The 21,428-nt window shown below is 66.6% G+C and carries 21 protein-coding genes; 13 read left to right on the top strand and 8 right to left on the bottom strand.

The genetic code is table 11. The features are described from left to right. Positions 1–5 precede the first annotated feature (5 nt). The gene (locus tag BLM15_RS00740; protein WP_126109429.1) at positions 6–416 is read left to right on the top strand and encodes a VOC family protein; all 411 of its coding nucleotides are present in this window, start codon (positions 6–8) and stop codon (positions 414–416) included. Positions 417–1,115: 699 nt separating this feature from the next. Then, positions 1,116–1,508: a GNAT family N-acetyltransferase gene (locus BLM15_RS00735; RefSeq protein ID WP_442859410.1), complete on the top strand. Its 393-nt coding sequence runs from the start codon at positions 1,116–1,118 to the stop codon at positions 1,506–1,508. A gap of 24 nt (positions 1,509–1,532) precedes the next feature. On the opposite strand, the gene BLM15_RS00730 is transcribed toward BLM15_RS00735, so the two are convergent. Both BLM15_RS00730 and BLM15_RS00725 read right to left on the bottom strand, forming a co-directional pair. After that, on the bottom strand, positions 1,533–2,342 hold the full coding sequence (locus BLM15_RS00730; RefSeq protein ID WP_126109425.1) for an inositol monophosphatase family protein: 810 nt from the start codon (positions 2,340–2,342) through the stop codon (positions 1,533–1,535). A gap of 2 nt (positions 2,343–2,344) precedes the next feature. Then, on the bottom strand, positions 2,345–3,601 hold the full coding sequence (locus BLM15_RS00725) for an SAM-dependent methyltransferase (RefSeq protein ID WP_126109423.1): 1,257 nt from the start codon (positions 3,599–3,601) through the stop codon (positions 2,345–2,347). A 155-nt stretch (positions 3,602–3,756) separates the two neighbouring features. On the opposite strand from BLM15_RS00725, the gene BLM15_RS00720 reads away from it, so the two are divergent. After that, the gene (locus tag BLM15_RS00720; RefSeq protein WP_126109421.1) at positions 3,757–4,461 is read left to right on the top strand and encodes a class I SAM-dependent methyltransferase; all 705 of its coding nucleotides are present in this window, start codon (positions 3,757–3,759) and stop codon (positions 4,459–4,461) included. Positions 4,462–4,465: 4 nt separating this feature from the next. Then, entirely contained in the window at positions 4,466–4,963 is a 498-nt protein-coding gene (locus BLM15_RS00715) for an anthrone oxygenase family protein (protein ID WP_126109419.1), read from the top strand. Here the strand turns inward: BLM15_RS00715 and BLM15_RS00710 are convergent, their stop codons facing one another. From BLM15_RS00710 to zigA, 3 genes are read right to left on the bottom strand one after another with little or no spacing between them, the layout of a single operon-like run. Beyond that, a complete protein-coding gene (locus BLM15_RS00710) occupies positions 4,964–5,368 on the bottom strand; it encodes a GtrA family protein (RefSeq protein WP_126109418.1) in 405 nt (134 codons plus the stop codon). Positions 5,369–5,413: 45 nt separating this feature from the next. Continuing rightward, on the bottom strand, positions 5,414–6,712 hold the full coding sequence (locus BLM15_RS00705; protein ID WP_126109416.1) for a YncE family protein: 1,299 nt from the start codon (positions 6,710–6,712) through the stop codon (positions 5,414–5,416). A gap of 36 nt (positions 6,713–6,748) precedes the next feature. Beyond that, a complete protein-coding gene (gene zigA / locus BLM15_RS00700; protein WP_236846473.1) occupies positions 6,749–7,963 on the bottom strand; it encodes a zinc metallochaperone GTPase ZigA in 1,215 nt (404 codons plus the stop codon). Between the two features lie 143 nt (positions 7,964–8,106). On the opposite strand from zigA, the gene BLM15_RS00695 reads away from it, so the two are divergent. Then, a complete protein-coding gene (locus BLM15_RS00695) occupies positions 8,107–9,489 on the top strand; it encodes an amidohydrolase family protein (protein WP_126109412.1) in 1,383 nt (460 codons plus the stop codon). Here BLM15_RS00695 and BLM15_RS00690 read toward each other — a convergent pair whose 3' ends face one another. Beyond that, the gene (locus BLM15_RS00690; RefSeq protein ID WP_126109410.1) at positions 9,490–9,837 is read right to left on the bottom strand and encodes an ArsR/SmtB family transcription factor; all 348 of its coding nucleotides are present in this window, start codon (positions 9,835–9,837) and stop codon (positions 9,490–9,492) included. Between the two features lie 137 nt (positions 9,838–9,974). Between BLM15_RS00690 and BLM15_RS00685 the strand changes: the two genes are divergently transcribed. Beyond that, entirely contained in the window at positions 9,975–11,186 is a 1,212-nt protein-coding gene (locus BLM15_RS00685) for an MFS transporter (protein ID WP_126109407.1), read from the top strand. Between the two features lie 75 nt (positions 11,187–11,261). On the opposite strand, the gene BLM15_RS00680 is transcribed toward BLM15_RS00685, so the two are convergent. Next, entirely contained in the window at positions 11,262–12,323 is a 1,062-nt protein-coding gene (locus tag BLM15_RS00680) for a methyltransferase domain-containing protein (protein ID WP_126109405.1), read from the bottom strand. A gap of 280 nt (positions 12,324–12,603) precedes the next feature. Between BLM15_RS00680 and carB the strand changes: the two genes are divergently transcribed. From carB to BLM15_RS00660, 4 genes are all read left to right on the top strand, one after another. Beyond that, positions 12,604–15,936 (top strand): carbamoyl-phosphate synthase large subunit, encoded by a 3,333-nt coding sequence (gene carB, locus BLM15_RS00675; RefSeq protein WP_126116002.1) that lies wholly within the window; start codon positions 12,604–12,606, stop codon positions 15,934–15,936. A gap of 98 nt (positions 15,937–16,034) precedes the next feature. Continuing rightward, positions 16,035–16,508, top strand: a complete 474-nt coding sequence (greA, locus tag BLM15_RS00670; protein ID WP_126109403.1) for a transcription elongation factor GreA — start codon at positions 16,035–16,037, stop codon at positions 16,506–16,508. A gap of 73 nt (positions 16,509–16,581) precedes the next feature. Further along, positions 16,582–17,064 carry a hypothetical protein gene (locus tag BLM15_RS00665; RefSeq protein WP_126109401.1) on the top strand — a complete coding sequence of 161 codons (483 nt, stop codon included), beginning with the start codon at positions 16,582–16,584 and terminating at the stop codon, positions 17,062–17,064. A 4-nt stretch (positions 17,065–17,068) separates the two neighbouring features. Beyond that, positions 17,069–17,545, top strand: coding sequence for a hypothetical protein (locus BLM15_RS00660; RefSeq protein ID WP_126109399.1), 477 nt, complete (start codon positions 17,069–17,071; stop codon positions 17,543–17,545). A 9-nt stretch (positions 17,546–17,554) separates the two neighbouring features. Here the strand turns inward: BLM15_RS00660 and BLM15_RS00655 are convergent, their stop codons facing one another. Then, a complete protein-coding gene (locus BLM15_RS00655; RefSeq protein ID WP_164547347.1) occupies positions 17,555–18,016 on the bottom strand; it encodes an Lrp/AsnC family transcriptional regulator in 462 nt (153 codons plus the stop codon). A gap of 89 nt (positions 18,017–18,105) precedes the next feature. Between BLM15_RS00655 and BLM15_RS00650 the strand changes: the two genes are divergently transcribed. The 3 genes from BLM15_RS00650 (at position 18,106) to BLM15_RS00640 (ending at position 21,140) form a co-directional block, all read left to right on the top strand. Continuing rightward, positions 18,106–19,089 carry a mitochondrial fission ELM1 family protein gene (locus BLM15_RS00650; RefSeq protein WP_126109395.1) on the top strand — a complete coding sequence of 328 codons (984 nt, stop codon included), beginning with the start codon at positions 18,106–18,108 and terminating at the stop codon, positions 19,087–19,089. Positions 19,090–19,141: 52 nt separating this feature from the next. Next, on the top strand, positions 19,142–20,107 hold the full coding sequence (gene trxB, locus BLM15_RS00645) for a thioredoxin-disulfide reductase (protein WP_126109392.1): 966 nt from the start codon (positions 19,142–19,144) through the stop codon (positions 20,105–20,107). A 142-nt stretch (positions 20,108–20,249) separates the two neighbouring features. Continuing rightward, on the top strand, positions 20,250–21,140 hold the full coding sequence (locus tag BLM15_RS00640) for a LysR family transcriptional regulator (protein ID WP_110488827.1): 891 nt from the start codon (positions 20,250–20,252) through the stop codon (positions 21,138–21,140). Positions 21,141–21,428: the final 288 nt, after the last annotated feature.

The raw sequence follows: 21,428 nt of genomic DNA, 5'->3' as shown, positions 1-21,428 counted from the left end.
ACACCATGTCCAAGATGCTCTTCGTCAACCTGCCCGTCGCCGACCTCGCTGCCGCGACCCGCGTCTACGAGGCGATCGGCTGCACGCAGAATGCGGCCTTCAGCGACCACCAGGCTTCGAGCATGGTCTGGTCCGATACGATCACCTTCCATCTGCTCGCCCGCGACTATTTCGCGACCTTCACCGCGAAGCCCGTCGCCGACGCCCATGCCGGCGCGCAGGTCCTGCTGGCGCTCACCCAGGAGAGCCGCGCCGCGGTCGATGCGGTGGTCAAGGCTGCGGCAGACGCCGGCGGCAAGGCCGATCCGCGCCCGGCGATCGATCTGGGCTGGCTCTACAATCGCGCCTTCGAGGACGCCGACGGCCACACTTTCGAGGCGGTCTTCGCCGACATGGCGGCGATGCCGGCGGGGTAAAGTACGCCACAGAACCCCTCTCCCTGATGGGAGAAGGGTTCCCCGCGCCTCCTCGTCATGGTCGGGCTTGTCCCGACCATCCACGTCTTCCTCCGTGAAGCACAGCGTTCAAGACGTGGATGCTCGCCACAAGGGCGAGCATGACGGTCGAGCCAACGGGGACAACTCCCCAATCAATCCCCGCCCCGAAAACCTGCTTTATGCTTCTCCCCGTCCCGCCCGAACCGAGGGGGCTTCGCGAGGCATCATGAGGCCGGGCGGGAGAGCGGTGTTCGTGGCGAAAGGGCCTTGCGAGCCTGAATGAGTGCGCTCCGCAGAAGTGCGAACCACTTTTGCGACCAGGGCCTGCTCGTTCCACCACGGAGGGGTTTCGTCGTTCGGGGCAGGCACCCCGGTCCAGCCGGACGCAACACACGGCGAGAACTCACAAGAGAACCGCGCGCGGGGTTCGGGCAGTGGCCAGTGGCGCTGCCTCGACATTTCGACATCGACATTCGGCACGCAGCCGTCGACTGCGACGCCGCCTTAACCCCGCGCCTCCCTCGGATGGCGTTTACCTCACACCCTCGCGGCAAAAGCTGGCGGGGTTTTGAGTGCGACCGACCAGCCGTTGCCGGGCTGAGCTGGCCTCTGCTACTCGGGGAAATGCTCAGTCCCCCGACCAGGCTCCAACGCAATGACATGGATGCGGTGGCAGCCGTGCACCGCGCGAGTCTCGACGATCGCCTGCCCTGGCTGGCAGGGCTGCATACGCCCGAGGAAGATCGCGCCTATTTCGGGACGGTCGTCTTCCGCGAATGCGAACTGTGGGGCACGTTCCACGGCCCGGCGCTGGCCGGCTTCATAGCCTTCCGCGACGGCTGGATCGACCAGCTCTACGTGCTGCCGACCCATCAGGGTCAGGGTGCGGGCAGCGCCTTGCTGGAGGTCGCGCAGATGCGCTGCTCCGAGCTCAATCTCTGGACGTTTCAGCGCAACGCGATCGCCAGGCGCTTCTACGAACGGCACGGCTTCGTCGAAGCCGAGCTGACCGACGGATCGCGCAATGAAGAGCGCGAGCCCGACATCCACTATGTCTGGCGCAGGCGCTGACCAACCTCGTGGCCGCGGTCTGATCTAGATCTCGGCGAACAACCGCCGCTGCAGCTCGTCCCACAATTCTGGCGTTTGCGCCGCCAGGATGCCGAAGCCCTGTTCGGCCGGCCTGTAGGGGCGCCCGTCGAAGCGGGCCGCCCGGCCGCCGGCCTCTTCGAGGAAGAGCGTGCCCGGCGCATGGTCCCAGGGCAGGCCGCGCCAGAACACCACGAAATGCTGCTCGCCGCGCACGATCGCGGGATACTCCTCGCCGGCGCAGTGCATCCCCGGCAGGATGGCGGCCAAATCCCGGCCATTGGCCTGCACCCGCGCCGTGATCTCCGCCGGCAGGAAGCGGGTCAGCACGCCGCCGCGCAGCGCAGCCCACTGCGGTGGTCGGCCGGCCCTGACGCGCTCGCCATTGACCCACGCACCGGAGCCGCGCTCGGCGACATGGAGCGTCCCTGTCGCCGGGCTCAGCATCCAGGAAGCGACGGGCTCGCCGTCACGCAGCAGCGCCACCATCATCGAGAAGCACGGACTGCCCTTGATGAAATTCGAGGTGCCGTCGACGGGGTCGACCACGAAGACGGTGCCCTCGCCCAGCCCCTCCAGCAGCTCCGGCTGGGCCGAGACCGCTTCCTCGCCGATCACCCGCGAGCCCAGCAGCAGCGCCGGCAGCCGGACATTCAGAAGCCGCTCCGCCTCCTCGTCGGCGATCGTGACCTCTTCGCCCGGCGATTTCACCCGGACGTCCGACTCCACCAGCTTGCGGAAGCGCGGCATCACCGCCTGCGCCGCAACCTCGCGCAGCAGGTCAGAGACCTGCTCGATCGGCAAATCTCCGGCCACCGTCAGAAGCCCCGCCGTTCCAGCTCAGCTTCCGCCTCGGTGATGTAGTCCCGGATCACCGGCACGGCGCTCTTATGCGGGCCGAGCAGCAGCTGGAAGACCATGTCGCCGCCGATGTCGAAGGAGATCGAGCAGGCGGAGAGGTAGAACTCCCACATCCTTGCGAAGCGCTCGCCCAGCATTGCGACCACCTCCGGCCGGTGCGCCATGAAGCGCTCGCGCCAGGCTTCCAGTGTCCAGTGATAGTGCCGGCGCCAGAACTCGCAGTCGGAATGCCATAGGCCAGTCTGCTCGACGGCGGCGAAGACCTCGGACAGCGCCGGGGCATAGCCGCCGGGGAAGATGTACTTGTCGAAGAACGGGCCGGTGAAGCCGGGCGGGCCGACGCGGCCGATGCAGTGGACCAGCGCGATCCCGTCCGGAGTGAGCAGGTCGCGGATCTTCTCGAAATATTCGAGGTAATGCGCGACGCCGACATGCTCCATCATGCCGACCGAGACGACGCGGTCGAAGGTCCCGGTCAGCTCGCGATAGTCCTTGTTGATGAAGCTTACGGCATCGCCGACGCCGGCGGCCTCGGCTCGCTTTTGCGCCGCCGCCATCTGGTCGGGCGAAACGTTGAGCCCTGTCACCTTCGCCCCGCAGGCCTTGGCGAGATAGATCGAAAGCTCGCCCCAGCCCGAGCCGATATCGAGCACGCGCATGCCCGGCTCGATCTTCAGCTTCGCCGCGAGATGCCTGAGTTTCGCCTTCTGCGCGGCCTCCAGACCCACATCCGGAGAATGCCAATAGGCGCAGGAATAGGTCATCGTCTCATCGAGCCAGAGCCGGTAGAAATCGGTCGGAATGTCGTAGTGGTGCTTGACCTTCTTGCCGGCGACACCAAGCGGGTTGTGCATCCGCCAGCGCCGGATCTTGAAGCGGATCTTGCGGATCGCCGCCTGCAGCGGGTGCTTGCGGAGCTCGCTGCGCTGGATCCAGAACAGCGTCAGCAGGTCGTGGATGGTCGAGCCGTCCTCGAACTCGATACGCTCATCCATATAGCCTTCGGCCAGCGCCAGCTCGGGATTGAGGAAAAGCTCGCGCTCGATCTTCGTATCCTTGAAGCGCACCGTCACCTCGCCGGCGACGACCGGCTTTCCGGCGAAGCTGAACTCGGTCCGGCCCGGCCCGAAGACATGTCGCTTTCCATCCGGCGCGATCACGGTCAGGCGCCCCTTGCGGATCGAGCGCTTCAGGAGTTTCGGCAAAAGCAGCATGGTCGGCACGGCTCCGGTCGGTCGCGCGCAGGCTATTGGCTCGGCTGTGGCAGCACAAATGCTTGGTGCAATCAACCTGACTTCACAGTCGCCGCGGGCATGCTAGGGCTTAAGGCGAAGGCGCTTTCCGCGCCATCCTCCAAACGGGAACCCCGATGTCCTGGCGTGATTTCTGGAACGGCGAGCATGCGATCTACGTCTCGGATCGCCACAAGGCCCTGCATTATCGCCGTATCGCGCAGGATATCGCCGCCGCCGTGCCGTCCAGGGACGCAACCGTGCTCGATGTCGGCTGCGGCGAAGCGCTCTCGGCCGATCTCGTCGCCGCGGCCAGCGGCCGGCTGATCCTGTGCGAGGCTGCCCCGACGGTCCGCGACAAACTCAAGACCCGCTTCGCTGCGCTCGCCAATCTCTCGGTCGTCTCGCCGGAAGAGGTCGAGGCGCTGCCGGATGATTCGCTCGACCTCGTCGTCGCCAATTCGCTGATCCAGTATCTGAGCGAGGACGAATTGAAGCGGGCGCTGACAACCTGGCTCGCCAAGCTCAAGCCCGGCGGCGAGCTGATCCTCGCCGACGTGATCCCGCCGGACCTCTCGCCGCTGACCGACGCGACCGAGTTGCTCGGCTTCGCCTGGCGCGGCGGCTTCCTCGTCGCGGCGCTCGGCGGGCTGGTCCGCACCGTCTTCTCGGACTACCGCAAGCTGCGCGCCCAATACGGTCTCTCGACCTACAGCGCCGTCGGCATCTCCGCGCTGGTCGAGGCGGCCGGCTTCAAGGGCGTCGCGCGCCGCCAGAACTTCGGCCATAACCCGCATCGCATGGCCTTTTCGGCCAGGAAGCAGCTCATCCCGGAGGTTTGACGCCATGGCCTCGCTCGCGCTTGCTGTCACCTTCATCGCGCTGGTGCTGGCCGGCGCCATGGCCGGCTTCTTCTATGCTTATTCGATGTCGGTGATGTGGGCGCTCGACGCGGTCGATCCGAAGACCGCGATCGCGTCGATGCAGAGCATCAACATCGTCGTGCGCAACGCCATCTTCTTCCCGGCCTTCTTCGGCACGCCCGTGGTGGCGCTGCTAGCGGCTGGGCTCTGGTGGAAGGCGGGTGCCGGGCAGGTCGCGCTGCTGCTGGCGCTCGCGGCCATCGTCTATCTGGCCGGCGCCTTCCTGCTCACCATTCTCGCCAATGTGCCGATGAACGAGGCGCTCGCCGTTGCCACGATCCCGATCGATCCCGAGGCGGCGCGTACGCTCTGGCGGAACTATTCCGGCCCGTGGACGCTGTGGAACCATGTCCGCACGCTCGCGAGTCTCATTAGCCTGCTGTTGGTCGGCTGGGCGCTCTACGCCGCCGGGCAAGCCTGATCAGGCGCCTTCGCGATCGGCGAAGGAGAAGAACTTGTGCCCGGCAAAGGTGAAGACCATCACGATCAGCGTGGTGACGACCTGCATCGGCAGATAGGGCAGGCCGGCGACCTTGACGAAGAGGTGCATCAGCACGCCGGTGAGCAGGAAGCCGCCGAAGGCGATCAGGCCGAAGCGCCAGCTCGCCTCGCCATGGGTCCGCGTGGCGTCGAAGGTCAGCCAGCGGTTCATGAGATAGGAGACGACGCCGCCGAGCACGAAACCGGCGAGCGACGCCAGAACGGGATCGGCCCCGCCGAGCTCGACCAGGCCGATCAGCAATCCGTAATGCGCAACCGCCGCCATCACGCCGGAGAAGGCGTAGGCGATGACCTGGCGCGTATGGCGGGGAAGGCGGTTCAGCATCCGGGATGCCTATACCCCGGATGCTGAACGAAAGCCTATGGCCGATCAGCCCGCATCGCTGCCGGCGAGGTTGGTCGGCATGCCCTCGACCGGCAGATCGAGCGCCTGCTTCAGCGTCTCGAGATTGTATTCGCGGATCCGGCCATTGGTCGGATCGCTGACATAGGCACTGCCGCCGACCACCGCGAGCGAGGGTGTCGGTGTCTTGGCGCCGTACTGGCAGTCGAAGGCCGGCACGGCGTCGAAGCTGGCGATCTCCTTCCAGGCGGCGACGTCATAGACCCGCAGCTTGCCGTCCGGCGTCAGATTGGCGAGCCGCCGGCCATTGCCGGAAAGTTCGAACTGGCAAGCCGACTGGCCGCCGGGCACCGGCAGGATATCAGCCGAGGTCAGCGACTTGGCGGCTGGATCGACCCTGATCAGGCCGTCATAGGGCGAGGTCTTGCCGTAATTGGCGACCATGAACTTGGCGCCGACCCGGGCCTTGATCGCGCTGATCCGGCGCTCGTCCGGATAGGCGAGCTTGTGCGCGCTGAACTTGCCGCCGGCCTGCGACAGCACCAGCATGCCACCGCCCTCGCCCTCGGCGCAGCCGAAGACATGGCGGCCATCGGCCGCAGCATGGCCGTGATAGAGCTTGCATGAGGCGTCGGCCTTGGCCGGATCGTTGAAGCTGGCGAGCTTGGTCCAACTGCCCTTCGTCCGGTCGAGGATCTCGAAGCCATCCGGCCGCGACGAGGCGCTGCGGTCATCGCCTTTGACATAGGCCGGGTTCGGCACCGACATCAGCCAGCGCCCCTCGCCCATCGGCACGACGATGCCGTGCTGCGGCCCCGGGCTCGGCCATTCAGTCAGCGCCGGCTTGTCCTTCGCGAGATCATTGATCGCGACCAGCACCGCCTTCGCCGTGCTTTGCCCGTCCCAGGGGCGGATGCCGTCATAGAACAGCGCGAGCTGGCCATGGCCGGAGATGACATGGGCCGGCTTCTGGCCGGTCAGCGTGAGGTCGACGAGCTTCACCGCCCCCTTCTCGATGTCGTTGTGGTCGCCATGCGACTCGATCGTCAGGCCGGTGTCGAGGAAGCGGATCGTGCCGGCATCGTCGCCGGTCTTGATCACCACGAAGCGGCCGCCCTGCGCCGTGGCGAAGCCGGGATTGGCCTTAGGGACGTCGAAGCTGTGCGTGACCTCGCCGGTATCGAGGTCGAGCACGCGCACGACCGGCTTCTCGTGGTCGGCGAAGACCAGCCGGCCGCGCAGCACGGCATGGTCATGGGCGAGGGCCGGCAGGCTCGAAAGCACGGCCGAGATGGCGAGCGTGGACAATAGGGAAAGCGGACGCATGGCAGTCTCCAGGGCGGACAGTAAGGGGGTGAGGTCTCAGGCGGCGGTCGCGCGGCGCCAGGCCGGGAACGGGTCGGGCAAATCGCGATAGCGCTCGGGCTTGAAGGCGATGGTCGGCGTCTCGCCAAGCAGGCAGGCGTCGAGCCCGGCGCGGATGGCGCGCTCGTCCATGCCGGAGCCGATGAAGACGAGTTCCTGCCGACGGTCGCCCCAGACGGAGTGCCAGTGCCGGTTCAGGATTGCCTTCCATTCCGGATGGTCGGGCCAGCGCGGGCGCGGCACGGCGGCCCACCAGAAGCCCATCGCTTCGGTGCGGCAGATCGCGCCGGCAAGCGACATCTCGCCGACCCATTCGGGCCGCGTCGCCAGCCAGAAATGCCCCTTGGCCCGGATCAACCCCGACCAGCTCCGGGCAAGGAAGGCGTTGAATTTTTCCGGATGGAAGGGCCGACGCGCCCGATAGACGAAGGATGAGATGCCGTATTCTTCGGTCTCCGGCACATGGTCGTTGAAGCCGTAGAGCTCCTTGTGCCAGAGCGGGTGCTCCTGCGCCTTCTCATGGTCGAACAGGCCGGTGTCGAGGATCGCGTCCAGGGGCGCGCGGCCGAAATCGGCCTCGATCAGGCGCGCATCAGGATTGAGCGCCCGGATGATGAGCCTGGCCTGCGCCACTGCCTCCGGCCCGGCATCGCCGACCTTGTTGAGCACGACGACGTCAGCGAACTCGATTTGCTCGACAAGAAGATCGACCAGCGTGCGCTCGTCGCCCTCACCGGCCGTCTCGCCACGCTCGCGCAGGAAGTCGCGCGACCCATAATCCTTCAGCAGGTTCACCGCGTCGACCACCGTCACCATGGTGTCGAGCCGGGCGAGATCGGAAAGCGAGAAGCCGTCCTCGTCGCGGAATTCGAAGGTGGCGGCGATCGGCAGCGGCTCGGCGATGCCGGTGCCCTCGATCAGCAGGTAGTCGAAGCGCCCGTCGCGGGCGAGCCGGCCGACCTCGGCGAGGAGATCGTCGCGCAAGGTGCAGCAGATGCAGCCATTGCTCATCTCGACTAGCTTCTCGTCGGTGCGCGAGAGATCGCCGCCGCCGGAACGCACGAGATCAGCGTCGATGTTGACCTCGCTCATGTCGTTGACGATGACCGCGACCTTGCGGCCCTCGCGGTTGTTGAGGACGTGGTTGAGCAGCGTCGTCTTGCCAGCGCCGAGAAAGCCGGAAAGCACGGTGACGGGAAGGCGGCCATCCATCTCGGATCTCATATTTTGTTACGTTGTAACATTTCATAGCGAGAGCGGATTGCCGACGCAAGGCTGCCGTGCAGGCGCGCCGCTGGCCTTCCACAGCGCGCGCCCTAAGCTCGCTTTCTCATGCCGATGGAGGAGCCCGCACCATGATCGAGATCGACCTCCTGGTGCGCGCCGAATTCCTCTATCCGGTCAGCCCTGGCATGCCGGTGATCCCGGATGGCGAGGTCGCGATCGCCGGCGGGCGCATCCTCCATGCCGGCCCGCGCCGGCCGGAGGGACATTGGGCGCCGGCCCGCACGATTGGCGGCTCCGGACGGGCGGTCCTCCCCGGCTTCGTTAACTGCCATTCGCATGCAGCATCACTGGTCTTCCGCAGCCAGACTGACGACCACGCCGCCAAGGCGGCGCTGCTCGAAGTCGCCTTCAGGATGGAAAAGGACATCTCGGAGGACGAGTGGGCGCTGCTGGCGGAAGCCGGTTGCGCCGACGTGCTCCAGTCCGGCATCACCACCATCAACGACATCTGGTACGCGCCGCACCGGCTCGCCGGGACGGTTGAGGCCTGCGGGCTGCGCGCCCAGATCGCCCACAAGGTCTTCGATGTCCGCCTGCACGAACTCTGGCGCGGCGACTACACGCACCATTCTGATATCGGCGAGGAACGCCTGCGCGACGGCGTCGCCTTCGCCGAGCGCTGGCACGGCGCCGCCAATGGCCGCATCACCGCACGCATCGGCACGCACGCCACCGACACCTGCTCGGCCGACCTGCTGAAGGCTGCTCGTGCCGAAGCCAACCGGCTCGGCATCGGCATGCATATCCACGCCGCCCAGAGCGTCTCCGAAGTCGAGCAGATCATGGCGGCCCATGGCTGCGGCCCGGTCGAGTTCCTGCGCGACGTCGGCATGCTCGGCCCGGATGTCGTGCTGGCCCATCTCGTCTTCGCGGGCGCGGGCGATCTCGACGCCGTCCAGCAGAGCGGCGCGGCCTATGCGCATTGCCCGACGATCTATCCGCGCCGCGGCCGCTATCCGCCGCTCGAAGACATCATGGCACGCGGTATCCCGACCGGCTTCGCCACCGACTGGATGCTGAACGACCCGTTCGAGGGCATGCGCAACGCCCTCAATGCCATGCGGCTGCGCCTGGGAAGCCCAACCGCCCTCTCCTGCGCGCAGGCGCTGGAGCTGCACACGATCGGCGCTGCCCGGGTCATGGGCCTTGAGGGCGAGATCGGCTCGCTGGAGACTGGGAAAAAGGCCGACCTGATCATGGTCGACATCGACCGCCCGCACCTCCAGCCCTTTTACGGCGACTACGCCGCGCTGGTCTATTACGCCCGGGCGAGCGACGTGGTGACGAGCATCGTCGACGGGGCGATCGTGGTCGAGGATGGCCGCCCGACCCGTCTCGACCGCGAGCGGACGATGGCGCGCATCAGGGAGCACGTTCCCGGCTGGCGCGGAAGGCTGGCCGCGCTCGGCAGCCGGGCGGTGTTCGGGCCGGGATGCCCCTGCTGCGGCTGATCAGACGTCGAGCTTGATCCGCGGTACCGACGGGTCGCGCCGCGCCGTCTCGATCACGCTGTCGAGCAGGCCGGGGAAGCGCCGGTTGAACTCCTCGCGGCGGATGCTGAGGAAGCGCACCGTCCCCTCCGCCCGCGAGCGGGTCATCCCCGCCTCGCGCAATTTGGCGAAATGGTAGGAGAGCAGCGAGGGCGAGGCGAGCTCGGTGAAGGCGCCGCAGCGCGCCTTGTCGATCTCGTCGCAATCGGCGAGCGAAACCAGGATGCCGAGCCTGATCGGATCGCCCAGCGCCGCGAAAACGTCAGCCGGGAGGACGTCCTCGATCTCGGGATGGAAAAGCTGCTTCATCACCTCCGGCTTAATTGCATCGGCCGCTCCTGACAAGTTTCAATGATCCTTGAATTTAGGATTGACTCATGGCCAGCCGGCGCCCATGATTCAACGATCATTGAAATAGTCGGCAAGTCCCCACGGAGCGCTCTGCCATGGACATCCGTCTTCTTTTGCTGGCCGGCGGCGCCTTCGCCATCGGCACGGGCAGCCTCGTCATCACCGGCATCCTGCCGAACCTCGCCGCCGCTTTCGGCGTCAGCGTCGACACCGCCGGCCTGCTGATCTCGATCTTCGCCATCGCCTACGCCATCGGCTCACCGGTGCTCTCGACGCTGTTCGGCAATCTCGACCGCAAGCTCGTGCTCGTCGGCTCGCTCACGGTGTTCACGCTCGCCAATCTCGTCGCCGCCTTCACCAGCGATTTCTCCTCGCTGATGCTGGCGCGCATCGTCATGGCGCTCGCTTCCGGCGTGTTCATGCCGGCGGCGAACGCCGTCGCGGTCGCGCTGGTCCCGCCTGAGCGCCGCGCCCGCGCCATCGCCCTGGTCACCGGCGGCATGACCGTCTCGCTAATCCTCGGCGTGCCGCTCGGCACCGCCGTCGCCACCCTAGGCTGGCACTTCCCCTTCCTCGTCGTGGCGCTGTTCGGCGCGCTCGCCCTCGCCGGCCTGCTGTTCAAGATGCCGGCCGGCCTGCCGCGCGGTGCCAACACACTCGCCGAGCGGCTGCAGGTCGCGCGCCGCGGCGACGTACTGCTGGCACTCGGCACCACCGCACTTTGGACCACCGGCGCCTTTACGCTCTACACCTATGTCGCGCCCTTCCTCTCGGCCCATGCCGGCATTTCCGGTCACTGGCTAAGCGCGACGCTGGTGCTGACCGGCATCGGCTCGGCGCTGGGCAACCAGCTCGGCGGCCAGGCCAGCGACCGCTTCGGCCCGGTGCCGACGCTGACCTTCGTGCTTACCCTTCTCGCGACCTCGCTCGCCGCCGCCTCGCTCGTCGCGGTGACCTTGCCGCCGACCGTGGCGATCTTCGTCCTGCCGGTGATCCTGATGATCTGGAGCGGCGCCGGCTGGGCCGGACATCCCTCGCAGATGTCGCGTCTCGCCGCGATGGCGCCCGATGCCGTCGTGGTCGCGCTCTCGCTCAACGCTTCGGCGCTCTATGTCGGCATTGCCGCCGGCGCCGCGCTCGGCCAGCAGGTGCTGCGCCATGGCGCCTCCTGGGAGCTCGGCTTCGTCGGAGCCGCCTGCGAGCTCGGCGCGCTCGGCCTGTTGCTGATCGCAACACAGCGCCGAAAGGCGGCGGCGCGCGAAGCCGCCCGCGTCAGCGAGATCGCAATCGCGCCGCCGGTGCGCTGAGCTGGATCACCCGGAGAGACGCAAGCCCGCTCGCCTTCCTGGCGGGCGGGTTCTGCGTTCCAGTCGTAGCCGAATTCAGGCCCTGACCTCGAACACCATGTTGAACGGCGTCTCGGTGGCACGGCGGAAGCGGGTGAAGCCGGCGTCCAAGGCAACCTTGCGCAGCCGCATCTCGCCTGCCTGCGCCCCGAGCCCCAATCCGACCTCCTGCGACAGCGAGGCCGGCGTGCAGATCATCGTCGACGCCCCGTAGAAGATCCGGCCGACCGGGTTGATATTCTGCTTCAATTTGTCGTGGGCGAAGGGCTCGACGATCATCCAGGTGCCGTCTTCGGCCAGCGTCTCCCTGACATGGCGGCCGGCCCCGACCGGATCGCCCATATCGTGCAGGCAGTCGAACATGGCGACGAGATCATAGCTCGCCGCCGGGAAGTCCTTGGCGCTGGCCCGCTCGAAGACGATGCGATCGCCGACGCCGGCCTTGTCAGCTATCTCCCGCGCCTTTTCGATCGAGGGACCGTGATAGTCGAAGGCGTAGAAGCGCGACTTCGGGTAGGCCTGCGCCATCAGGATGGTTGAGGCGCCATGGCCGCAGCCGACATCGGCAACCACCGCTCCCGCTTCGAGCTTGGCCTTGACGCCGTCGAGCGCCGGAATCCAGCTGTTCACCAGATTGGTGTTGTAGCCCGGACGGAAGAAGCGCTCGGTGCCGCGGAACAGGCAGTTGCTGTGCTCGTGCCAGCCGAGGCCGCTGCCGGTCCTGAAGGCCTCTTCGACCTTGGGCTCGTCGACCCACATCGACTGGACGATCTCGAAGGCGCCGGCGAAGAAGGCCGGGCTGCCCTCCTCGGCGAAGGCCATGGCCTGCTCCGGCGACAGGTTGAAGCTGTCGCTTCCCTCGTCGTATTGGATGTACTCGGCGGCGGCCTGGGCCGAGAGCCATTCGCGGACATAGCGTTCCTTCAGGCCGGTCCTGCCGGCGAGTTCCGCAGCAGTGACGGGCTCGCCATCAGCCATCGCCCGGTAGAGGCCGAGCTGATCACCGAGAACGATGAGCGAGCCGGTGACGCAGGCTCCGACGTCTCCGACGAGACGTCCGACAAGGGCATCCAGCTTTTGCGGATCGGATTGACGCATGGCCAAGCTCCTCTGGTTGGGGAGGGCGTGGCCGGAGCTGACGCGAACCGGCTCGACGCCATCGCGGAAGCGGATGCTATACCCCACCCGCCGCCACTCAACTGCGCAAAGGGGGAAACGCGCTGCCTGTGCGCGCATGACAGGAAGAAGCGCTTTCCGCTTCCCCCCGCCGCCTCCCCCGTCTATAGCGAGCGCCTAGCATTCATCTTTGGGCACGCGCTGGCCTCCGCTCCTTTCGATCGGACGGGCCGTGCGCGCCCGCACGGAACCGGTCGAGACCATGCCCAAGCGCACAGACATCAAGACGATCCTGATCATCGGCGCGGGCCCCATCATCATCGGCCAGGCCTGCGAGTTCGACTATTCCGGTACCCAGGCCTGCAAGACGCTGAAGGCCGAGGGCTACCGCATCGTCCTGGTCAACTCGAACCCGGCGACGATCATGACCGATCCGGATCTCGCCGACGCGACCTATGTCGAGCCGATCACGCCCGAGATCGTCGCCAAGATCATCGAGAAGGAGCGCAATGTCCTGCCCGGCGGCTTCGCGCTGCTGCCGACCATGGGCGGCCAGACCGCGCTCAACTGCGCCCTCTCGCTGCAGAAGATGGGCGTGCTGGAAAAATTCGACGTCGAGATGATCGGCGCCACCGCCGATGCGATCGACAAGGCCGAGGATCGCGAGCGCTTCCGCGAGGCAATGACCAAGATCGGCCTCTCGACCCCGCGCTCGCACCACGTCAAGACGCTCGGCGCCGCGCTCGATGCGCTGGAGGATATCGGCCTGCCGGCGATCATCCGCCCGTCCTTCACCATGGGCGGCACCGGCGGCGGCATCGCCTACAACAAGGGCGAGTTCATCGACATCGTCGAGCGCGGCATGGACGCCTCGCCGACCAGCGAGGTGCTGATCGAGGAGAGCGTGCTCGGCTGGAAAGAGTACGAGATGGAGGTCGTCCGCGACAAGGCGGACAACTGCATCATCGTCTGCTCGATCGAGAACATCGACCCGATGGGCGTCCACACTGGTGATTCGATCACCGTCGCCCCGGCACTGACGCTGACCGACAAGGAATACCAGATCATGCGCGACGCCTCGCTGGCGGTGCTGCGCGAGATCGGCGTCGAGACCGGCGGCTCGAACGTTCAGTTCGCGGTCGATCCCGAGAGCGGCCGGATGATCGTCATCGAGATGAACCCGCGTGTCTCGCGTTCGTCCGCGCTCGCCTCCAAGGCGACCGGCTTCCCGATCGCCAAGGTTGCGGCGCGCCTAGCCGTCGGCTACACGCTCGACGAGATCGAGAACGACATCACCGGCGGCGCCACCCCGGCCTCGTTCGAGCCGACGATCGACTACGTCGTCACCAAGATCCCGCGCTTCGCCTTCGAGAAGTTCCCGGGCTCCGAGCCGACGCTGACCACCGCGATGAAGTCGGTCGGCGAAGCCATGGCGATCGGCCGCACCTTCCAGGAATCGCTGCAGAAGGCGCTGCGCTCGCTCGAGACTGGCCTCGATGGGCTCGACGAGATCGAGATCGAGGGCGTCGGCCATGGCGACGACAAGAATGCGATCAAGGCGGCGCTCTCGACGCCGACCCCGGACCGCATCCTGCAGGTCGCCCAGGCGATGCGCGCCGGCTTCACCGACGAGCAGATCCATGAGAGCTGCAAGATCGATCCGTGGTTCCTCGAGCAGATGCGCGGCATCGTCGACGCCGAGGAAAAGATCCGCAAGCACGGCCTGCCGCAGACGCCGATCGCTTTCCGCCAACTCAAGGCGATGGGCTTCTCAGACAAGCGCCTCGCCGCCGTCGCCGGCAAGAGCGAGGACGAGGTTCGCACGCTCCGCCGCTCGCTGAAGGTGCGCCCGGTGTTCAAGCGCATCGACACCTGCGCCGCCGAATTCGCCTCGCCGACGGCCTATATGTACTCGACCTACGCCATGCCCTTCGCTGGCGCGCCGGCCGACGAGGCACAGCCCTCCGATCGGAAGAAGGTCGTCATCCTCGGCGGCGGCCCCAACCGCATCGGCCAGGGCATCGAGTTCGACTATTGCTGCTGCCATGCCTGCTACGCGCTGCGCGACGCCGGCTACGAGACCATCATGGTCAACTGCAATCCCGAGACGGTCTCGACCGACTACGACACTTCGGACCGGCTCTATTTCGAGCCGCTGACCGCCGAGGACGTGCTCGAGATCCTCGAGACCGAGAAGCAGAACGGCACGCTGCACGGCGTCATCGTCCAGTTCGGTGGCCAGACCCCGCTGAAGCTGGCGCATGCGCTGGAGCAGGCCGGCATCCCGATTCTCGGCACGACGCCCGATGCGATCGACCTCGCCGAGGATCGCGACCGCTTCAAGCGCCTGCTCGACAAGCTGCAGCTCAAGCAGCCGAAGAACGGCATCGCCTATTCGGTCGAGCAGTCGCGCATGATCGCGGCCGAGCTCGGCCTGCCCTTCGTGGTGCGCCCGTCCTATGTGCTTGGCGGCCGCGCCATGGCGATCATCCGCGACGAGGTGATGTTCGAGGACTATCTGCTCGGCACCCTGCCCTCGCTGATCCCTTCCGAGGTCAAGGCCAAGTACCCGAACGACAAGACCGGACAGATCAACACCGTCCTCGGCAAGAATCCGCTGCTGTTCGACCGCTATCTTTCCGATGCGATCGAGGTCGACGTCGACTGTCTCTGCGACGGCAAGGATGCCTTCATCGCCGGCATCATGGAGCATATCGAGGAGGCCGGCATCCACTCCGGCGATTCGGCCTGCTCGCTGCCGCCGCGCTCGCTCTCACCGGAGCTGATCGCCGAGCTGGAACGCCAGAGCAAGGCGATGGCGCTCGCGCTCGACGTCGGCGGATTGATGAACGTCCAGTACGCGATCAAGGACGGCGACATCTACGTGCTCGAGGTCAATCCGCGGGCATCGCGCACCGTGCCTTTCGTCGCCAAGGTCATCGGCCAGCCGATCGCGAAGATCGCCGCCCGGCTGATGGCGGGTGAGAAGCTTGCGAGCTTCAACCTGAAACAGGAGAAGCTGGACCATGTCGGCGTGAAGGAGGCGGTCTTCCCCTTCGCCCGCTTCCCCGGCGTCGACGTCCTGCTCGGACCCGAGATGCGCTCGACCGGCGAGGTCATCGGCCTCGACCGCTCCTTCGACGTCGCCTTCGCCAAGAGCCAGCTCGGCGCCGGCTCGAAGGTGCCGATCAAGGGCACGGTCTTCGTCTCGGTCCGCGACGAGGACAAGCCGCGCATCCTGCCCGCGATGGCGATGCTGGCCGAGCTCGGCTTCCAGGTCGTCGCCACCGGCGGCACACTCAGGCTGCTGCAGGAACACGGCATCCGCGCCAGCAAGATCAACAAGGTGCTGGAAGGCCGGCCACACGTCGTTGACGCCATCAAGAACGGCGAGATCCAGCTGGTCTTCAACACCACCGACGGCCCGCAGGCGCTCGCGGACTCGCGCTCGCTGCGCCGCGCAGCCCTCTTGCACAAGGTGCCCTATTATACCACCTTGGCCGGAGCGATCGCCGCGGCGGAGGGCATCAAGGCCTATTGCAGCGGTGATCTCGAAGTGAGGTCGCTGCAATCCTATTTCGCCCGCGCAGCCTGACCGGCCGCGCGGCGGAATAGTTTTCTGACGATCAGGAGCGATGCGGGCGCGTCGGCCATGGCCGGCGCGCGTGTTCGTTTTTTAACTGGGACGGGACGATGGAAAAGGTTCCTATGACGGCAGGCGGCTTCGCCGCGCTCGAGGTCGAATTGAAGCAGCGCCAGCAGGTCGAACGCCCGCGGATCATCCAGGCGATCGCCGAAGCGCGCGCGCTGGGCGACCTCTCGGAGAACGCCGAGTATCATGCCGCCAAGGAAGCCCAGTCGCTGAACGAGGGCCGTGTCATGGAGCTCGAATCGCTGATCGGCCGCGCCGATATCATCGATATCAGCAAGCTCGGCGGCGACACGATCAAGTTCGGCGCCACCGTCAAGCTGATCGACGACGATACCGAGGAAGAGAAGCTCTACCAGATCGTCGGCGAGCCGGAATCGGACGTGAAGTCCGGCAAAGTCTCGATCGGCTCGCCGATCGCGCGCGCTTTGATCGGCAAGAAGGTCGGCGATTCCGTCCACGTCAACACGCCTGGCGGCGGCAAGTCCTACGAGGTCGTCAGCGTCGCCTTCCGCTGAAACAGCGGAGCGACTTGGCCAGCCCGGCGGCAATCCCTAGATTAGAGATCAGCCTGCCGCCGGAGACCGCCCCATGACCACGCGCCGCGCATTTCTCACCGGGTCCGCCGCGCTCGCCGCCGGCGGGCTCGCTTCGCTTCCGGCCCTGGCGCAAGGCATCGCCATCGGCGGGATCCGCGTCGATGCACGCCGGCTCGGCCCACAGGGCTGGGGCGAGAACGCCCCCAGGATCGCGCGCGCCATGGAGCAGGAGCTCGCGCGCCAGCTGGCACCGCTACGCCAGCGCGGCGGCCCGACCCTTTACGTCACCGTGCAGGGACTCTGGCTCACCGGCTCGGCCGGCACCGGCGGCGCCGGCGATGCTGGCGACAACGACAATATGGACAGCCTTGCCGAGGTGATCGACCGCGGCCGCGTGCTCTTCAGCCGCGATGTCCGCTCGCATCTGCTCTCCTCCTCGGGCGGCGCCTGGTACCGGCCGGATGTCGACCAACGCCGCGTCGTCGCGCTGCTCGAGAACAACGCCCAGTGGATCGGGCGCTATCTCGGCGCCTGAGAGAATGCTGTCGCGCCGGATCGTCCTGACGAGCCTCGCCGCTGCCTTGCTGGCAGGCTGCCAGATGACGGCCCGGACCGCTTCGCCTGTCGCGATCGGCGAAATCCGCATTGACACCTCGCCCCTGGCGGCCAAGGGACAAAGCGTCACCGCCACGCTGATCAAGCCGAGGCTGGAACGCGAACTCGCCAGCCTTCGCACAGCCGACGACAGGCGCGGCGCGGTCCTGCAGGTCACCGTCACCGGCCTCCATCTGACGAGTTATGCCGGCGGCCAGGCCGTCACGCTCGGCAACGACACGCTCGAAAGCGAGGCGCGCTTGATCGGCGCCGATGGCCGCGAGATCGCCCGCTATCCTATCCTCGCGATCATGGCGCCGAGCTATGGTGGCGCCTGGTATCGGCCGGACGCTGATCAGCGCCGGATCGAGGCGCTGGTCGCCAGCAATGCGCAGTGGATCAGGCGCGCGGTCGGCAACTGAGCGAGCGCCCTAAAGCGGCGCGATCGGCGCGTCCTTGACCCGGTCGAGCGCCAGCGCCGTGCGGACATTGCGCACATTCGGCAGCGCCGTCAGGTCGGCGACGAAGTCCTGGAAGGCCTTCAGATCTGCCGCGACGCATTTCAGGATGAAGTCGATATCGCCCGACAGCGTCCAGCACTCGCGCACCAGCGACCACTCGCGGATCCGCTCCTGGAAGGCGGCGAGATCGGCCTCGGCCTGGCTGGCGAGATGGACGAAGGCGAAGCACACCACTTCGATACCGAGCTTGCGCTCGTCGAGCAGCGCCCGATAGCCGGTGATGACCCCGGCCTCTTCGAGCGCGCGCACGCGCCTCAAGCAGGGCGGCGGCGAGATGCCGACCCGGCTCGCGAGCTCGACATTGGTCATGCGCCCGTCGCTCTGCAGCTCCGTCAGGATACGGAGATCGATCTCGTCGAGTTTGGCGCGCACAAATCCTCCTGAAAAACAGCCGCGCTGGTGTAGACGCGCCATCGACGCGATACAAGGCGTCGACCACGTCAAACCCGGGCCAGTCCGCCGTGCCGCCAGAATCGACGCCTTCCCTCTGGGTGCTGACCGACGGCAAGGCCGGCGACGAGGTGCAATGCCTCGGCGTCGCCGAGCGCATTGGCGTCACCCCGGAGATCCGCCGGATCAATCCAGGCCGGCCCTGGAGCTGGCTGATGCCGCGCGGACCGATAGATCCGCGCGAAGCCTCCGACCGGCCAGGCAGCCCGATCCGAGCCCCCTTCCCCGACATCGCCATCGCCTCGGGCCGCCGCGCCGTCGCCTATCTGCGTGCCGTGAAGAAAGCCTCGAACGAGCGGACCTTCACCGTCTTTCTGAAAGACCCCCGCATCGGCACCGGTGCCGCCGACCTGATCTGGGTTTCCGAGCACGACCGCCTGCGCGGCGAGAACGTGCTGGTGACGATCACCTCGCCGCACCGGCTCGCGCCGGAAGCTCTCGCTGCCGCCCGCGCCGCGCCACCGCCGGAGCTTGCCGCCCTGCCTTCGCCCCGCGCGGCCGTGCTCGTCGGCGGCGACAGCCGCCACCATCGCTTCCGGCCGGACGACATCGAACGCTTCGCGCACCAGCTCGACGCCCTCGCCGCTTCGGGCGTCGCCCTGATGGGCTCACGCTCGCGCCGAACCCCGCCGGCTCTCGATGCCGCCATCGCCGAGGTCTTCCGGCGCCATGGCGGTTGGTGGTGGGATGGCAGCGGCGCCAATCCTTATGTACCGCTGCTCGCCAATGCCGACGCCATCGTCGCAACCGCCGATTCGACTAATATGATCGGCGAAGCGGCAGCGACGGGCGCGCCGATCCTGGTGTTCGAGCCGCATGGCGGCCACGGCAAGCTGGCGAAGTTCCTGGAGGCGCTGAAACGCCACGGCGCTGTGCATCACTTCCAGGGCAAGCTTGAAGGCGGCCCTTACGAACCGCTAGATTCGACTGGAATGATTGCGGCCGCCGTTTACGAGGGTTGGCGGCGTCACGAGGCTGCGATGGGGCTGGCATGAAGCCTCCCCGATACCAATATCACCGGCTTGTGCCGGCTCAGGAACCAGATAAATGGCCCATATCCACGCCAAGGTGATGATCATCGGTTCCGGCCCGGCCGGCTACACCGCCGCGATCTATGCCGCCCGCGCCATGCTCGAGCCGGTGATGATCTCCGGTCTGCAGGCCGGCGGCCAGCTGATGATCACCACCGATGTCGAGAACTATCCCGGCTTCGCCGACGTGATCCAGGGCCCGTGGCTGATGGAACAGATGCGCGCCCAGGCCGAGCACATGGGCACGAAGATGGTCTCCGACCACATCGCCCGCGTCGATCTCTCGCAGCGTCCCTTCCGGCTCTGGGGCGATGGCGGCGAGACCTATTCCTGTGACTCGCTGATCATCGCGACCGGCGCGCAGGCGAAATGGCTCGGCCTGCCGTCGGAGCAGAGCTTCCAGGGCTTCGGCGTCTCGGCCTGCGCCACCTGCGACGGCTTCTTCTTCCGCAACAAGCAGGTCGTCGTGGTCGGCGGCGGCAATACCGCGGTCGAGGAAGCGCTCTATCTCGCCAATCTCGCCAGCAAGGTCACCCTGGTGCACCGGCGCGATTCGCTGCGCGCCGAGAAGGTGATGCAGGATCGCCTCTTCAAGCATCCCAAGATCGAGGTGATCTGGAATGCCGAGGTCGCCGAAATCCTCGGCGGCGCGCAGCCGCCGTCCGTGACGCATATTCGCCTGCGCGACGCGAAGACCGGAGCCTTGCGCGATATTGCGACGGACGGAATCTTCATTGCCATCGGCCACAAGCCGGCGACCGAGCTCTTCGCCGGCCAGCTCGCCATGCGCGATTCGGGCTATCTCGAGGTCACGCCCGGCACGACTCAGACCAATGTGCCCGGCGTCTTCGCTGCTGGCGACGTCACCGACGAGCACTACCGTCAAGCCGTGACAGCCGCCGGGCTCGGCTGCATGGCAGCGCTCGACGCCGAACGCTGGCTGCAGGCGCAGGAGCTCGGCATCCGCGAGGCGGCAGAATAGCTCAAAACCGCTCCCATCACTGGAATTGATCAGTTCCAGCACGATATTAACGGCTAAAATCAACCGTCCCGGCAAAGGAGTCGTTGACCGGACAACTCTATCCCCCCATCATGCGCTGAACGCATAACACGGGGGGAACGCGGTGGATTGGGACCGCATCCGAATCTTCTACACGGTTGCTGAATCGGGAAGCTTCACCAAGGCCGGAGACGGGCTGGGTCTCAGCCAGTCGGCAGTCAGTCGTCAGATCGGGGCATTGGAGCGCGAATTGCGCGCGCCGCTGTTCCATCGGCACACGCGCGGCCTCATTCTCACCGAGCAGGGCGAGCTGCTCTGGCGCGCCGCGCGCGAGATGACGCAGCGCCTGGAGCGAACGCGTGCCCAGCTCTCGGAGACGCGCGAGCATCCCTCCGGCGAGCTCAAGGTCACCGCGACGCGCGGTCTCGGCGGCCACTGGCTGACGCCGCGCCTCGCCGAGTTCCTCGATCTCTACCCCGACATCAAGGTCGAGCTGATCCTCACCGACGAGGAACTCGACCTCTCGATGCGCGAGGCCGACATCGCGATTCGCCTGCGCCAGCCGCAACAGCCCGACCTGATCCAGCGCCGGCTCTTCACCGTGCACTTCCACGTCTATGGCTCGCCGGCCTACATCAAGCGCTTCGGCGAGCCGAAGAGCTATGAGGAGCTCGACAATCACCGGCTGCTCTCCTTCGGCGCCTCCTCGCCGTCCTATCTGACGGCGGTGCACTGGCTCGGCACACTTGGCCGCGACCAGCGCAACCCGCGACCGATCCATCTCACCGTCAACAACATCACGGCGATGAAGCGTGCGGTCGATTCGGGCGCAGGCATCGCCATCCTGCCCGATTATCTGATCGAGGCAGGCTCGCCGCTCGTGCAGCTGATGCGCGAGACCGAGATGCCGCAGCTCGAGAGCTATCTGGTCTATCCGGAGGAGATGAAGTCGGTCGCGCGCGTGCAGGTCTTCCGCGATTTCCTGATCCAGAAGGCACAGCGCTGGACGTACTGAACAACAGGCAGGTGCTGCCGGAAAATCCGGCAGCACCGTGCCTTACGCCGGCTGCGCATGCGTGCCACGCGCGGTCTCCTGGCAATTGTGACGAATTCTAGTAATAAGTCATGTTGCCAGCGCATAACCGACCCGACCAATGCTGCATTGCGAAAAGGCAGGGTCTGCCCGATATTCAGCTCACGGTTGTTCGGAACGGGCTCCGCATCTCCTCCCGGCGTTGAGTTCGTTCCAGCCGTTCCCCTCTGAGATGTTTGGCGCTTTTGCGCTGGATGTTTCAAACTTTCA

The sequence above is a fragment of the Bosea sp. Tri-49 genome, from assembly GCF_003952665.1.
GTDB lineage: Bacteria > Pseudomonadota > Alphaproteobacteria > Rhizobiales > Beijerinckiaceae > Allobosea.
The sequence above is the reverse complement of the archived record's forward strand: the minus strand, read 5'-3'. Positions and strand labels throughout refer to the sequence as shown.